The organism is Streptococcus sp. SN3 (genome assembly GCF_030439905.1).
Map to the genome: position 1 here is coordinate 144,457 of NZ_JAQFJF010000001.1, position 16,104 is coordinate 160,560.

Here is a 16,104-nt window from a genome sequence, read left to right on the forward strand (position 1 = left end):
AATGTATTGAAAAAAGCTTCTTTCTGCTAAGTAAGAAATACTAAAGATACTTCCCATCCTCTTGATTTTATTAAAGGAGAAATCTTTTGAACAAATTGAAAAAATTTGCTTTAGCGCTGACAGCTCTGGGCTTAGGACTCACCTTATCAGCTTGCTCATCTTGGATTGACCGTGGTGAATCTATGACAGCAGTAGGATCAACTGCTCTGCAGCCTTTAGTTGAAGCGGCAGCTGATGACTTTGGCTCTAACAACATCGGTAAAACGGTCAATGTGCAGGGTGGTGGATCTGGTACAGGTCTGTCTCAAGTGCAGTCAGGAGCTGTTGAAATCGGGAACTCTGATGTTTTTGCTGAAGAGAAGGAAGGGATTAAGGCATCTGACTTGGTGGATCATAAGGTCGCTGTGGCCGGTATTGCTGTGATTGTCAATAAAGAAGTTGATGTGGATAATCTAACGTCCGAGCAGCTGCAGAAAATTTTCACTGGTGAAATCACCAACTGGAAAGAACTGGGCGGTAAGGATTTGGAGATTTCGATTATCAATCGTGCGGCTAGTTCTGGTTCCCGAGCAACCTTTGACAGTGTCATCATGGATGGGAAATCAGCTGTTCAGAGCCAGGAGCAGGATTCCAACGGTATGGTAAAAAATATCGTTTCGCAAACTCCTGGTGCGATTTCTTATCTGGCCTTTGCCTATGTTGACGAGTCTGTTAAAACCTTGAAACTCAACAACTACGAACCAACAGCAGAAAATGTTGCTACCAATAATTGGTCGCTCTGGTCTTATGAGCATATGTATACACTAGGCAAGCCGACTGGTCTGGCTGCTGAGTTTCTTGAATACATGCTGTCAGATGATGTTCAAAAAGGGGTTGTTACAAGAATGGGCTATATCTCAATCAACGATATGAAAGTTAGCAAGGACGCTGATGGGAATGTCACAGCAATAGAAGGAGATTCAAAATGAAAAATGAGGAATTAACCAAAAAGTTGTTATCGCCTTCTAAAAATTCTCGCTTGGAGAAGTTTGGTCGCTATCTGACTTTTGCCTGTCTGTCACTGATTGTGGTGATTGTGGCTATGATTCTAATCTTCGTTGCTCAGAAAGGTCTATCTACTTTCTTTGTCAACGGCGTTAATGTTTTTGATTTTCTTTTTGGTGGTGTCTGGAATCCTTCTGGTAAGGAATTCGGTGCCCTGCCAATGATTTTAGGCTCCTTTATCGTTACCATTCTATCTGCTCTGATAGCAACTCCTTTTGCGATTGGTGCAGCTGTCTTTATGACAGAGGTTTCTCCAAAAGGAGCAAAGATACTGCAACCTGCGATTGAGCTTTTAGTTGGTATTCCGTCTGTTGTTTATGGATTTATCGGTCTGCAAATCGTAGTACCTTTTGTCCGTACAGTCTTTGGCGGTACGGGTTTTGGGATTTTGTCTGGTATTTTTGTGCTCTTTGTCATGATTTTGCCAACAGTAACCTTTATGACGACGGACAGTCTGCGTGCTGTGCCACGTCACTACCGTGAAGCTAGTCTGGCTATGGGCGCAACGCGCTGGCAGACCATTTGGCGGGTAACACTCAAGGCTGCTCGCTCAGGTATTTTTACAGCTGTGGTCTTTGGAATGGCGCGTGCCTTTGGTGAAGCTCTAGCTATCCAGATGGTCGTGGGTAACTCTGCGGTGATTCCAACTTCTTTGACAACACCAGCAGCTACACTGACCTCTGTCCTGACTATGGGAATCGGAAATACCGTTATGGGAACAGTGGATAATAACGTTCTCTGGTCTCTGGCTCTGGTGCTCTTGATGATGAGCTTAGCCTTTAACAGTGTGATTAAACTAATTACAAAAGAAAGAGGTAAGAAAAACTATGCACGCTAAGAAATTAGATAAATTGGCGACTGGTGTTCTCTACACAATAGCGAGTATCATTGTTGCTATCCTTGCCTCTCTCATCCTCTATATCTTAGTTAGAGGCTTGCCGCATGTTTCCTGGTCTTTCTTGACAGGGAAATCCTCTTCTTACCAAGCTGGCGGTGGTATCGGGATTCAGCTATACAATTCCTTCTTCCTGCTGGTAATTACTCTGATTATCTCTGTGCCTCTTTCTATGGGGGCTGGGGTTTATCTATCAGAGTATGCTAAGAAAGGCCCAGTAACCAATTTTGTCCGCACCTGTATTGAAATTCTGTCTTCACTGCCTTCGGTAGTAGTTGGGCTCTTTGGTTATTTGATCTTTGTTGTCCAGTTTGAGTATGGCTTCTCAATCATTTCTGGTGCCTTGGCTCTGACAGTCTTCAATCTGCCTCAGATGACGCGGAACGTCGAAGATAGTCTTCGTCATGTCCATCACACCCAGCGTGAAGCTGGTTTGGCCTTGGGAATTTCCCGCTGGGAAACGGTCCTGCATGTGGTCATCCCGGAAGCTTTGCCTAGTATTGTGACAGGGATTGTACTGGCTTCCGGTCGTATCTTTGGTGAGGCAGCAGCCTTGATTTATACAGCAGGTCAGTCAGCGCCGGCTCTTGACTGGTCCAACTGGAATATTTTCAGTGTCACCAGTCCTATCTCTATCTTCCGTCAGGCTGAGACCTTGGCTGTCCATATCTGGAAGGTCAACAGCGAGGGAACAATTCCTGATGGAACGGCTGTTTCTGCTGGTTCAGCAGCAGTTCTCCTGATCTTCATTTTGATTTTCAATCTGGGAGCCCGCAAACTGGGCAGCTATCTGCATAAGAAATTAACCTCTGCTTAAAGGAGAAGAAATGACAGAATATAATTGGAATGAAAAACATATCATTACTTTTCCTGAAGAAAAGGTAGCCCTGTCGACCAAGGATTTGCATGTTTACTACGGTAAAAAGGAATCCATCAAGGGCATTGATATGCAGTTTGAAAAAAACAAAATCACTGCTTTGATTGGCCCCTCTGGATCAGGTAAATCAACCTATCTTCGCAGCCTCAACCGCATGAACGATACCATTGATATTGCCAATGTGACTGGAGAGATTCTCTATGAGGGGATTGATGTCAACCGCCCTGAAATCAATGTTTATGAAATGCGTAAGCATATCGGCATGGTTTTCCAACGGCCAAATCCTTTTGCCAAGTCCATCTATCGAAATATCACCTTTGCCCATGAACGGGCTGGTGTAAGAGATAGAAAGGTTCTAGATGAAATTGTGGAGACCTCGCTTAAGCAAGCAGCTCTTTGGGATCAAGTCAAAGATGACTTGCACAAGTCAGCCCTGACTCTCTCTGGCGGTCAGCAGCAGCGGCTCTGCATTGCCCGTGCTATTTCGGTCAAGCCAAACATTCTGCTCATGGATGAGCCAGCGTCAGCCTTGGATCCGATTGCGACCATGCAGCTGGAAGAAACCATGTTCGAACTTAAGAACAACTATACCATTATCATTGTGACCCACAATATGCAGCAGGCTGCCCGTGCTAGTGACTACACTGGATTCTTCTATCTGGGCGACTTGATTGAGTACGATAAGACGGCTAATATTTTCCAAAATGCCAAGCTTCAGTCCACTAATGACTATGTTTCAGGCCACTTTGGTTAAGCTGCCGTCCGTATTCATCACGATTCAACAAGCTTAGTCTTTGGTTGAATGTAAAATAAAATGAAGGAAAAACGTATGACAGAACCTATTTTGCAAGTCAAGGACTTGTCGGTTTATTATAATAAAAAGAAAGCCCTTAATAGCGTTTCACTTGATTTCATGCCAAATGAGATTACGGCTTTGATTGGACCGTCAGGCTCAGGTAAGTCAACCTTGCTCAAGGCTATCAACCGAATGGGCGACCTGAATCCAGAAGTAACAACTACAGGAACGGTCATTTATAACAGTCACAATATCTATGGCCCGAGGACAGATACGGTAGAGCTTCGCAAGGAAATCGGAATGGTCTTCCAGCAGCCCAATCCTTTCCCTATGACTATCTATGAAAATGTGGTCTATGGACTTCGGATTAATGGTGTCAAGGACAAGGCTGTTTTGGACGAAGCAGTAGAGCGCTCCCTGATTGGAGCTTCTATCTGGGACGAGGTCAAGGACCGTCTGCATGATTCCGCTATCGGTCTTTCCGGTGGTCAGCAGCAACGGGTCTGTGTGGCCCGCGTGCTAGCTACTAGCCCTAAGATTATTCTCTTGGACGAGCCGACTTCAGCCTTGGACCCAATCTCAGCTGGGAAAATCGAGGAAACCCTCTACAGTTTGAAAGACAAATATACCATGCTTTTAGTCACTCGCTCCATGCAGCAGGCGTCTCGGATTTCTGAAAAGACCGGCTTCTTCCTTGGTGGAGACTTGATTGAATTTAATGAAACCAAGAAGATGTTCCTCAATCCAGCCCATAAAGAGACCGAAGATTACATTACTGGTAAATTCGGATAACAGAAAGGAATCTTATGCTTAGAGTACAATTTGAAGAAGATTTAGAAAAACTTCATAATCAATTCTACGCGATGGGAAATGAAGTTCTATCGCAGATTAACCGGACAGTGCGTGCCTTTGTCACGCATGACCGTGAACTGGCTCGTCAGGTCATTGAAGACGATGCTGAAGTCAATGAATACGAGGTGAAACTGGAGAAGAAATCTCTAGAAATCATAGCCCTGCAGCAGCCTGTGTCTCAGGATTTGCGGACTGTTATCACCGTGCTGAAAGCCAGCAGTGACTTGGAACGCATGGGTGACCACGCCGTATCGATTGCCAAAGCCACTGTTCGGATGAAGGGAGAGGTCCGCATCGAGTCTGTAGAAGATGCCATCAGCAAGATGGGGCGCGATGTTAAGAATTTCGTTGAAGAAACCCTAAACGTCTACCTCAATGGAAATGTAGACCAAGCCTATGCAGTTGCAGCTCTAGATGAGAAAATCAATCAATACTTTGATGATATTCGCGATCTTGCTACTGAGGAAATCAAACAAAATCCAGAGCTGATTGTGACTGGCCGTGATTATTTCCAAGTTATTTCTTATCTGGAACGAATCGGCGACTATGCCAAGAATATCTGTGAATGGGTTGTTTACTTTGAAACAGGTAAAATTATTGAGTTGTAATCATCAAAAGATGCGATTTATTTCGTGTCTTTTTTGTATAATCTCAAGTATGGTTAGCATTCTATTTTGTGTTTTAACTTACAACTAACTATGTTATAATACGGAAGTAGCGTCAAAAATTGTTTTTTTATATGAGCAAAAAATGGAGAATGTTTATGAAGAAAAAATCCTTATAATGATTGCTGTTTTGGTCATGTTAGGTTCAGGAGGTATCTATATGTATAACAAACTAACTAAACCCAACTTTAGTCCCAAAACAACTAAGCTCTATCAGCGAGGTTTTCGACTCTTAGAAGATCAAATTGGCACTTATATTAAGGAAAAATATTCAGGTATTGAAAAAATTGAATTTTCTCCAATTTATGTGACTGGAGATGAGGATTCTTCTATGTTGAACGCCTATGTACGTCCGACAACTTATGATAAATATGGGAATAAGGCTACTTTGGGTACACAAATAAAAAAATATGTCCCAAATAGTTTTGGTATTGTTACTGACTTAATCGTTGATTTTGACTGGGATGGTAACGAGGTAATTGAATTATTTGATTCAGATGACGAGAGAATTGATGTTTCGAATGCAAAGAAACTACCTAAAGAAGCAAAACTAAGAGATGCAAAAAGTATAGATATAAATATTCAAATGTTAGTAGAAGACGGTCAGCTAAAAGATGTTGTCAAGGATAAAAAGGGAAGCCCAAAAGCTCAGATCATTTACAATGTTAAGCTAAGCAAAGAGGAAGGATGATGTGGCGTGAACTAAGCGACAAATACAACTATTTTCTTAGGTAGTTGAGGATAGAAGTTTGCTAAAAATAATGAAAAGATTTTATATGACAATACTAAGGTATTATGCTATTCTATTAGAAAAGAACTATGAAAACGCGTTATAATGGAGATATATTAGTGAAAAAGAAGATTATTATTGTTTTAACAATTCTATTCATTGTAATTTCAGGCGGAATCTATATATACAACAAACTAACAAAACCTAACTTAGGTCCCAAAACAACCAAGCTCTATCAGCGAGGCTTTCGACTCTTAGAAGAACAATATGGAACCTATTTCAAAGAACACTATAAAGGTATTGAGAAGATTAAATTTTCTCCGATTTATATTGAAGGGGATAATGGTGGTTCTATGCTAAATGCCTATGTACGTCCGACGATTTATGATAAATATGGGAATAAAGCAACATTAGGAACAACAATAGAGAACTACACACCTAATAGCTATGGTTTAGTTACTCATATATTTCTTGATTTTGATGGTGCAGGAAATGATGTTATAGAATTAATGGACTCACACGGTAATGAGATTGATGTTTCAAATGCAAAACATTTGCCAGACGAAGCAAAGCTTACAAGGGCTAAGGGAACTGATTTGAATATTGAATTATTAGTAGAAGATGGTCAGTTAAAGGATGTTGTTAAGGATGGAAAAGGAACCCCAGAAGCTGAAATCATTTACAATGTTAAGCTAAGTAAAGAGGAAGGATGATGTGGCACTAACTGGGGAATGTGATAGTTTTCCTAGCTATTTGAATGGGAACCTTTCTTCTATTATCATAAACCAAACGGACAGGTTATTCCCCTGTCTTTTTGTTTGCATTTATTCTGCAACGAAATCTTCTAAATATGATACAATAATAACAGATTATAAGCGGACAAGAATGTCAGATTAATCTTGCTTCGTTGTTCGCTAGATGAGGAGAAGCTGATGCAAGCAGTTAAACATTTTATTGAAACATTTGTTCCTGAGCACTATGATCTCTTTTTGGATCTGAATCGTGCCGACAAGACTTTTTCAGGAAAGGTGACCATTACTGGGGAAGCTAAGACGAGTAAGATTTCCCTACATCAAAAAGATTTGACAGTTGAAGCTGTAGAGGTGGCTGGCCAAGCTCGTCCTTTCACTCTTGATAAGGACAATGAAGCTCTTTATATCGAGCTGGAAGCAGCTGGTCCTGTAGTGGTGACAATAACTTATACTGGTAAGATTACGGACAATATGACAGGGATTTATCCATCTTACTACACGGTAGATGGTGTGAAAAAAGAGATTATTTCTACGCAGTTTGAGAGCCATTTTGCCCGCGAAGCCTTTCCGAGTGTAGATGAGCCAGAGGCTAAGGCAACTTTTGATTTGGCTTTGAAATTTGACCAAGCAGAGGGTGAGTTGGCCCTGTCTAATATGCCGGAAATTGATGTTGAAAACCGCAAAGCGACTGGCGTTTGGAAGTTTGAAACGACTCCACGTATGTCTTCCTATCTCTTGGCTTTTGCAGCTGGTGATATGCAAGGAATTACTGCTAAAACCAAGAATGGAACCTTGGTAGGAGTTTATGCGACAAAGGCCCACCCAGCCAGCAATCTAGAGTTTGCTTTGGACATTGCGGTTCGCTGTATTGAATTTTACGAAGAATACTATGGAGTCAAGTATCCTATTCCTCAGTCACTCCATGTGGCCCTGCCTGACTTTTCTGCTGGAGCCATGGAAAACTGGGGCTTGGTAACCTATAGGGAAATCTATCTGCTGGTGGATGAAAATTCAACAGCCTTAAGCCGCCAGACAGTTGCCTTGGTTGTTGCACACGAACTAGCTCACCAATGGTTCGGAAATCTAGTGACCATGAAGTGGTGGGACGACCTCTGGCTCAATGAAAGCTTTGCCAATATGATGGAGTATGTCTCAGTTGATGCGATTGAGCCTAGCTGGAAGATTTTTGAAGATTTCCAGACCAGCGGAGCTCCTTATGCCCTCAAGCGTGACGCGACAGATGGCGTTCAGTCGGTCCATGTAGAGGTCAAGCACCCAGATGAAATCAATACTCTTTTTGATGGAGCGATTGTCTATGCCAAGGGTAGTCGTCTCATGCACATGCTGCGCCGTTGGCTGGGAGATGATGCTTTCCGTAAGGGGCTAGGTGCCTACTTTGAGAAGCATCAGTATGGCAATACTATCGGTCGTGATCTTTGGGACGCTCTTTCTCAAGCTTCTGGCCGTGATGTAGCTGCCTTTATGGATGCTTGGCTGGAGCAGCCGGGTTATCCAGTTGTCACTGCTAAGGTCGAAAACGACTGCTTGATTTTGACGCAGAAGCAGTTCTTCATTGGGGAGCACGAAGAAAAAGGCCGCCTCTGGCCAGTACCGCTCAATAGTAACTGGCAAGGACTCCCTGATACACTGACGACAGAAAGACTGGAAATTCCTAATTATGCAGACTTGGCAGCGCAAAATGAAGGCGCCCTGCGTCTCAATACAGAAAACACTGCCCACTATATTACAGATTATCAGGGTGAGTTGCTGGATGCTCTTCTGAATAATCTTAGCTCTTTGGACAATATCAGTAAACTGCAAATCGTGCAGGAGCGCCGACTTCTAGCAGAGTCAGGTAAGATTTCCTATGCGGACCTGCTGCCAGTTATCAGCAAGCTGGCGAACGAAACTTCTTATATGGTAGTTTCAGCTGTTTCCCAAGTGCTGGAAGGCTTGAACCGCTTTGTGGATGAAGGCAGTCAGACAGAAGAAGATTACAAAGCCCTGTTGAAAGTTCTCAGTCAAAGTAATTTTGACCGCCTTGGTTTTGAAAAGCAGGAAGGTGAAAGCGATGAGGATGAGATGGTTCGTCAGCTGATTGTGGGCAATATGATTAAGGCCGACAACGAGACAGCTAAAGCTCAAGCTAGCCAGATTTTTGACCGCTATCGTGATAATTTGGAAAAACTCCCTGCGGCTATTCGCCTGCAGGTGCTGGTCAACCAAATCAAGCATCATGAAAGCAAGGAGCTGACTAAGCTTTATCTGGACCTATATGTCGCTTCAAATGACGGAAGCTTCAAAAATGCTCTTTCTACAGCCCTTTCTTATACGAAGAACAAGGAAACCTTGGATGAACTGTTAGCGACTTGGAAGGATAAATTTACTGTGAAACCGCAGGATTTGTCAGCTTGGTATGCCCGTTTCCTCAGCCGTGATTTTACTCAAGAAGCAGTGTGGACTTGGGCGCGTGAGAATTGGGACTGGATTAAGGCAGCGCTAGGTGGTGACATGAGCTTTGATAGCTTTGTCATTAGCCCGGCAGTGGTCTTCAAGACAGAGAAGAGATTGGCAGAGTACAAAGCCTTCTTTGAACCGCAGTTGGACGATATGGCGATTAGCCGAAACATCAGCATGGGAATCAAGGAAATCGCTGCGCGTGTTGAACTGGTGAAGCGTGAGAAAGAAGCAGTAGAAAAAGCAATTCGAGCTGCTATCTGATAGATTTAATTAAAATGACTAGAAAGTCTGAGATATTATCCTATCTCAGGCTTTTTCTTTATCATTTTGAGTATTTAAACATTGCTAATATGCCTTTGCTTTGATAAAATAGAAAAGTATGTGAAATAAACAGGCAACTGTTTAAAGGAGAAATGGAGTTTATATGGAAAAGAAAATAGTCTATGGCTTCCGCAAGAGCCGCCTTTCTAAGGGCTTGTGCGGAGCTGTTTTGGGTGCGGCTTTGTTGGTAGCTGCCGGATCAGTTAAAGCAGAGGAAAAGGTATCTTCAGCAGCAGATCAGTCTGCCCTTTCTGAAGCTGCTCTTTCGCCAACCAAAGCGTCCCAGCCAACTGCTGCCCCTACTCAATCAGAGCCAGTAAGTCAAGACAAGCTTCCTTTGGAGGTTTCTCATGCAGAAATGGACCAAGCTTTGGCAGAGGCCGGGAAAGCAAGAGTTCAGCTAAAGCAGGAGCCGACTGTTGATTTAGGAACAGCTAGAAATCCAGAAGAAGCTGCGAGTAAACGGGAGACAGCGCTAACAGATTATGCGACCCAAGTCAAGGAAATACGTGAAACCACAGCAGCTTATCAAGAGCAACTGAAGGCTTATGAGAAAGAACTCAGTCAGAAAGAGTCTGCAAATCAAGCCTTGAAAGACCAATATGACAAGGCTCTGGCTTCCTATGAACAAGAGTCCAGTCGCATTCAGGCTGAAAATACTCAGCTTCAGGCAGACTATGAGCAGAAACGGACGGCTTATCAGTCAGAATTGAGCCGTATAGTAAAAATCAATCAAGAGAAAGAAGCCTCCTATCAAGCAGCTTTAGCAGCCTATCAAGAGGAGCGTTCACGGATTTTACAGGAAAATGCTCAAGCGAAAGCAGACTACCAAACTGCTATGGAGAGCTATACTACAGAGCTGAAAGCTACCCAGGAGAAGAATGCAGAAGCAAAGCGTCGCTATGAAGAAAAGCTTGCTCAGGCCTCAGCTCACAATAAAGCTGCCCAAGCTGAAAATGCAGCCATTGCAGAACGAAATCAGGCAGCTGAAAAGGCCTATCAGGAAGCAGTCAATCGGTATGAAACTGAGGTTTCCCGACTGGCTCAGGTTAAGGCAGAAAAAGAAGCTGCTTATCAAGCAGCCATGGCTGATTATGAGAAAGAGTTGGCTAGAGTTCAGAAAGACAATGCCGAGCTAGAACAGCAGTATCAGTCAGATTTAAGGGCTTACCAGCAGGAAGTAGAACGCATTCAAAGAGACAATCAAGCTGCAAAACAATCTTATGAGACATCCTTGGCTAAAATCCAGGAGCAGAACAAAGAGATTGAGGCCCAAAATCTAGCTGTTCAGAAGAAAAATATAGCCTTAAAGGAGCAGTATCAGGCTGATTTAGCTGCTTATCAAGAGCGATTGGCTGAGATTCGTCAAAAAAATCAAGCGGCAGAGAAAGACTATGAGAGCAAATTAGCTGCTTATCAAAAGAATCGCTCTGAAATCGAGGCGGCCAATGATGCCAAAGCGAGAGATCATCAAGCAGCTTTGACTGCCTATCAATCTGAACTTGAGCGTGTCCAAGCTGAAAATAAGAAGCGGCAAACTGCCTATGAGACCGAAAAAGCAGAAGTAACAGTCCGTAATGCTGCCATTGAATCTGAAAATGCCCAGATTCGTCAGCAAAATCAGGAAAAACAATAGCTTTATAAAAATCAATTAGCTCAATATGAGCAGGATGTGGCTCGAATCACCGAAAGCAATCAGAAAAGTCGAGAAGCATATGAGGAAGCCTTGCTTACCTACCAGGAGGCGACTGCTCGGATTGAGACAGAAAACAAGAATAAACTAGCTGCTTATCAGGCAGACTTAGCGACCTACCAAGCAAATCTTGCAAGGATTGAAGCAGAAAATCAAAGACTAAAAGAAGACTATGAGGCAAACCTTGCGGCTATTTCAGCGCAGAACGCAGTGATTGAGCAGGAAAATGCAAGCATTAAGGAAAAAAATGCCCGCTTGAAAGCTGCCTATGATACAGCCAAAACTAAGTATGATGCAGCTCTTGTAACTTTTGAGAGAGAGTTGCAAGAAGCTGAAGCTAAGAAAAATGAAGAAGGTTATCTCAGTAAGGTTGAAAGCCAGCCTTTTGTTTTCAAATCTGAGCCCCAGGCTGTCTTGACGCTTGATCCCTCTATTAGAACCTATACCAATGATGAGCTGACTGATGAGGTTCGTTCTTGGGGAATGGATCAATCAGGAATGACTGCTTTGACCAGTGTTTTAAAAGGGAAAGAGCATCAGACTAAAGTCATTTTACAGAAAGATGTGCCTCTGGTAGCTACTTATACCAATATCAAAAATTCCAGTATTCAAGGCAAGAAAATCGCTAAAGTTGTCTACACTTATACTCTGAAAGAATCAACGAAGAGTCAGGATAAACTGCCAGTTTTCTTAGTTAAGGATCCGACCTTGACTGTCTGGACCTTGGATTTTTATGGCCATTCTCGGGTCAATGTTCAAGCAGAGTTTTTTGATGAGTCTGGAGAAAGGCTTGATATGACAGGCTCGCTTGTCAGCTTCTCATCTTTAAATACGAACAAAGTTGCGATTGAGTACATTAAGAATTTTAATGGTGAATATATCCCTATTACAGGTTCTGCCATTAATGTTCACCCAGATACTAGTGTTCACGCTGATATTTCAATTAACTTTGAGCGGGAAGGTTCTCGCTTTGAGCACAACAAGTGGGATACACCTACTAGTCCTTATAACTGGTATGGCGCTATTGTCGGTAAGGCACAGGGCGATGTCATTTCATTTGATATTGGTTCACGAAATCGGGGTTCTGCTTGGTTTGTATTTAACTCAGATATTAAAGCTAAAGGTGTCCCAATGAAGCCTGTCGCTCCGACTGAGATCGCTCAACCACAAGAGCCAACCTATGAAGAGCTCAAGGCACTGCAGCCTCTTCCGAGTCAGCCAGTCTATCAACCTTTGCCAGAAGAGCCAGCTCAGCCGGCCTATCAAGAACTTCCTAGCCAGCCGACAGAAACTCAGCCTCTTCCCCTTCCAAATCGGCCTGAGGGGCCAGTAGCCCTACCGGAAAGAGATTTGGAAAGTCTGCCGAAAGAGCCAACTTATCTGGCTGAGCCTCTACAACCTCAAAAGCCTGTTTATCAAGAGGTGCCAGAAGAACCTAGCTCCCCTCCTCTATTGATAGAGCCGGCTGCAGTTGAAGAGCCAACTTATGAGGAGGAGCTGCCCTTGCTGAGCCTTCCGCAAACTCCGGTTGAAGAAGCGCTGCCACAGGAACCTCAACGACCTTCTTATTTGAAGGAACCAGAAAAACCTCAAAAAGATCCTGAAGTAAACACTGGTGAGGCTCCGAAACCACCTGTTTATGAAGAAGAAATTGCTTTAGAGGACCTGCCTCAGGAACCAAGCTATTTGCAGGAATCACAGCTTCCTCAAGAACCTGTTCTTCAGCCTGAGCCCCAGTCACCTATCAGAGAAAGTGACCTGCCTTTGATGGAGGAGCCTGACAAGCCGAACTATAAAGAGCTTCCTCAAAAGCCGGCTGAACCTAGCTATCAAGATTTGCCAAGCCGTCCGCAAGCGCCGACTCAAACTTATCACTTTAACCAGCTCTTTATCCAGTTAAAAGTCAGAGAAGAGCTGGAGAATGAGTCCAAGAAGAATATTCATCAACAAGAGGTTAGCCAGGGAAGTTTTGCTGTCCTTAATTTGGTAACAGATGCTTTGCCTGCTTATCGACTGCCAATTCATTCTTTCGTATTGGAAGATCGCCTGCCAGAAGGTTTTGAATTGGATCTAGAAGCAACCAGAGTGAAAAGTCCTGGTTATGAGGTTTCTTATGACCCGAGCACCAGAGTCTTGACTTTTGTTGCTGCACCAGGTTTGCTTGAACGCTACAATGCTGATTTGAATACTGCTACCGAAACGCTAGCTCCAGCAGCAGTTGGTCGACTCTTGTATCCAGGCAGAACCTATACCAATCATTTCAGCTTGCTGATTAATAATCAATACCGGATAGCATCCAATCAGGTTAGTGTTTCGACACCTCCTGCAGAAATTACTGTTCAAACAGCGCAAAAATTTGAGCTTCTTTCAAACCGAACTTGGCAGCATCAAAGATTTGCAAGTAAGCAAACAAGCAACTTGCAGCTATCTGTCAGCTACCAAACCAAAGAGAGAGCTTCTCAAGGGCAACTGCCTAAAACTGGAAGCAATTCGAGTGCTCTTCTCACTTATCTTGGATTTGCGACCTTGCTAGCGTCAGCTGGCTTCCGTCTTTCTAAGAAAAAGTCATAAAAAGATAAGCAGCTCCTGCATCCAGAGCTTTTGAACATGATAAATCAAGACTGAGACAATTTCGCCCCAGTCTTTTTTGCTGCGGATTTTTTGAGCAAATGGTCGATAGATGTATCAAGTGTTTTAGATAGGCAAGTATTTTAAGATGAACGTAAATCGTGTTATAATAGCCATGTCAAAGAATTTTTACTTACAATAATCACTAATGTTAAAGAATTTCATCTAGCCAAACAACTAAAAAATAAGTATGATGAGGAGGAAAAGATAATGTTAGGAAAACAATTGAAGTTTATACGGGAGCAAAAAGGCTATAGTCAAGCTCAGATTGCAGAATCACTAGGGACGACTCGGCAGACCATCTCGAACTGGGAAAATGATAAGACGATTCTAGATAGTGTAAGTCTTATTCGTCTAGCCAATTTTTACCAGATTTCATTAGATGAGCTATGTGGTCGAAATGCTTTATCTATCTCCAAAGATTCGAGCATAAAATCAATGATTTTGACAAATGCCTGTACACTTTGGACTTGCTTTGTTTCATCTCTCGGATAATTCTATTGATTTTCCTGCTAACTTTTTAGTTATTTAGAATATTAGGAGGAAAACAATGTTTTACTATTTTTATTTATCTCTCGCAATTCTATTTGAAATTGCCGCCACAAGCCTTTTAAAATTATCTCAAGGTTTTTCGAAACTATTTTTCGGTTGCCTTGCTTTGATGTTTTATGGCTTGTGCTTTTTCTTTTTATCTCTATCTTTAAAGGGCATTCAGTTAAATCTAGCTTACGCTATTTGGTCTGCAATAGGTCTAGTAGGGACAACGATATTATCTATTCTGCTTTGGCACGAAAAAGTAACAGCTGTAAGCCTTTTAGGGATAAGTCTAGTTATTGTCGGACTTGTTTTATTGAATTTATCACAAAAGACTCACTAGAGAATGGGGAATTATATGTTTGATAATTATTTTAAAAATAAAAAGGTTGTAATTATTGGTGCAAGTGGCAGTTTGGGAAGAGTCTATACACGTGCTTTTCATCAAGCAGGTGCTAGGTTATTTCTCTTAGGAAGAGATATAGATAAGTTAAAGATATTTGTGCAAGAATTTTCGTCTTTTATTCCAATAAGATCAGTGGATATAACAAGTGAAGAGTCTCTAAAAAATGTAGTATCAGAGATACAAGAGTGGTCGGAATGTATAGATATTGTTATCAATGCAACTGGTTTTGATGTAAGAAAGTCTTTGTCAGCGCATTCCTTTGAGGACATAGAGCAGACACTGTTAATCAATTTATCTGGCGCCATTCTGATTAGCAAGATTTTTCTGCCCTTATTAGCAAATGAAAAAGGTGCTACAATTGTGCATTCTGGCGGTTTTGCAGATGGGCGGCTCGCTTTCCCTTACTATAGCGTAGATGTGGCTAGTCGCGCAGGGATTTTTTCTTTTATTGAATCAATGAATCGCGAATTAAAACAGGAGCGGAAAAAGGTGTATTTAACCTATTTTTGTCCCAATGCTGCGGATACACCCTCAGAAAAGCCTTACCATCCTGTTTGGAAAGAGATGGGGATTAAGATTTCAACTACAGACGAGGTTTGCCTAGCTTTGCTAAAAGGTATTAAGTCTCATCAAAGAGTCATCCTGATGGGGCGGGGGGCATCTTTATTTGCTAAACTCAATCTTCTGTCTTCAAGATTAGCTGATTTTCTTTTATTAGATAAATATAGCCGTATATTGAAAAAGCACTTTTCATAAACTATTTTCCCTATCTTTCAGCCTTTTTTAAGAAAAAATTCAGTCCTGTTTAAGTAAAAATCTATATGATAATGCTATTCAAGTGAAAGGATGTGTATGGGATGACTTGTAAGCTGCATTAGCTTCTTGTTTGATAGAAACAGATAGAAAAATTTACAAAAGAAAGAAGGAACATATTAAATGGATATGGAAAAAATGATTGTTGTAGAAAAAAGCACTAAATGGTGGCTGACGGTTGCAACGGGTGGTGCTCTAGCAGTCGGACTTCTGGGCGGTTATGGTCTTGCGACAGCTATTCACGGTACAAACAATCAGCAATCAGCTATTCAACAGCCGGCTACTATGCCTGGAGCACCGGAGCAGAGTCAGAATGGCCAGGATGCAGGAAATGGAATGCCGCCACAAGTTGGTCAGAATGGTCAAAATGGTGGACCAGGTAATGGCATGCAGCCGCAGGATGGTGGTCTAGGACAGAACGGTCAAGACCAAGGAATGCCGCCTCAAGACGGCCAGCAGTCTGACAATGACAAGAGCAAGAATTCTTCTGCTCAGCAAAATGACAACGGGAAGAAAAACAAGAAAAAGTCTTCAACGAACACAAACGAACAATCGGACAAGAACAATAATAAGTCGACAAAAGAAAATAAAACGTCGCAGTCGTAGAAAAAACTTACTGATTTTGACCCAAGTCATGA

Annotated in this window: 13 protein-coding genes and 1 pseudogene; all 14 read left to right on the forward strand. The window is 42.4% G+C overall.

Annotated features, from left to right (window positions below; all coding sequences use genetic code 11):
• The first annotated feature begins 86 nt into the window (after positions 1-86).
• Positions 87-968 (forward strand): phosphate ABC transporter substrate-binding protein PstS family protein, encoded by an 882-nt coding sequence (locus PCY71_RS00550; RefSeq protein ID WP_002904301.1) that lies wholly within the window; start codon positions 87-89, stop codon positions 966-968.
• Positions 965-1,882: a phosphate ABC transporter permease subunit PstC gene (pstC, locus tag PCY71_RS00555; protein WP_002895771.1), complete on the forward strand. Its 918-nt coding sequence runs from the start codon at positions 965-967 to the stop codon at positions 1,880-1,882. Before PCY71_RS00550 ends, pstC begins: the two co-directional genes overlap by 4 nt.
• On the forward strand, positions 1,872-2,756 hold the full coding sequence (gene pstA, locus PCY71_RS00560) for a phosphate ABC transporter permease PstA (protein WP_002895770.1): 885 nt from the start codon (positions 1,872-1,874) through the stop codon (positions 2,754-2,756). The genes pstC and pstA overlap by 11 nt, the downstream gene beginning before the upstream one ends.
• A 10-nt stretch (positions 2,757-2,766) precedes the next feature.
• Positions 2,767-3,570 carry a phosphate ABC transporter ATP-binding protein PstB gene (pstB, locus tag PCY71_RS00565; protein ID WP_002895769.1) on the forward strand — a complete coding sequence of 268 codons (804 nt, stop codon included), beginning with the start codon at positions 2,767-2,769 and terminating at the stop codon, positions 3,568-3,570.
• Between the two features lie 75 nt (positions 3,571-3,645).
• On the forward strand, positions 3,646-4,404 hold the full coding sequence (gene pstB, locus PCY71_RS00570) for a phosphate ABC transporter ATP-binding protein PstB (RefSeq protein ID WP_009660526.1): 759 nt from the start codon (positions 3,646-3,648) through the stop codon (positions 4,402-4,404).
• A 14-nt stretch (positions 4,405-4,418) separates the two neighbouring features.
• Positions 4,419-5,072 carry a phosphate signaling complex protein PhoU gene (phoU, locus tag PCY71_RS00575; RefSeq protein WP_002897761.1) on the forward strand — a complete coding sequence of 218 codons (654 nt, stop codon included), beginning with the start codon at positions 4,419-4,421 and terminating at the stop codon, positions 5,070-5,072.
• A gap of 142 nt (positions 5,073-5,214) precedes the next feature.
• Positions 5,215-5,820: a hypothetical protein gene (locus PCY71_RS00580; protein ID WP_002909964.1), complete on the forward strand. Its 606-nt coding sequence runs from the start codon at positions 5,215-5,217 to the stop codon at positions 5,818-5,820.
• A gap of 128 nt (positions 5,821-5,948) precedes the next feature.
• The gene (locus PCY71_RS00585; protein WP_048774384.1) at positions 5,949-6,572 is read left to right on the forward strand and encodes a hypothetical protein; all 624 of its coding nucleotides are present in this window, start codon (positions 5,949-5,951) and stop codon (positions 6,570-6,572) included.
• A gap of 219 nt (positions 6,573-6,791) precedes the next feature.
• The gene (locus tag PCY71_RS00590) at positions 6,792-9,332 is read left to right on the forward strand and encodes a M1 family metallopeptidase (protein ID WP_002909960.1); all 2,541 of its coding nucleotides are present in this window, start codon (positions 6,792-6,794) and stop codon (positions 9,330-9,332) included.
• A gap of 163 nt (positions 9,333-9,495) precedes the next feature.
• A pseudogene (locus PCY71_RS00595) lies at positions 9,496-13,656 on the forward strand (GbpC/Spa domain-containing protein).
• A 267-nt stretch (positions 13,657-13,923) separates the two neighbouring features.
• Positions 13,924-14,208, forward strand: coding sequence for a helix-turn-helix domain-containing protein (locus PCY71_RS00600; RefSeq protein ID WP_048773161.1), 285 nt, complete (start codon positions 13,924-13,926; stop codon positions 14,206-14,208).
• A 55-nt stretch (positions 14,209-14,263) separates the two neighbouring features.
• A complete protein-coding gene (locus tag PCY71_RS00605; RefSeq protein ID WP_002900559.1) occupies positions 14,264-14,590 on the forward strand; it encodes a multidrug efflux SMR transporter in 327 nt (108 codons plus the stop codon).
• Between the two features lie 3 nt (positions 14,591-14,593).
• Positions 14,594-15,409: an SDR family oxidoreductase gene (locus PCY71_RS00610; RefSeq protein ID WP_002909957.1), complete on the forward strand. Its 816-nt coding sequence runs from the start codon at positions 14,594-14,596 to the stop codon at positions 15,407-15,409.
• Positions 15,410-15,589: 180 nt separating this feature from the next.
• On the forward strand, positions 15,590-16,072 hold the full coding sequence (locus PCY71_RS00615) for a hypothetical protein (RefSeq protein WP_048773164.1): 483 nt from the start codon (positions 15,590-15,592) through the stop codon (positions 16,070-16,072).
• The last annotated feature ends 32 nt before the right edge of the window (positions 16,073-16,104 follow it).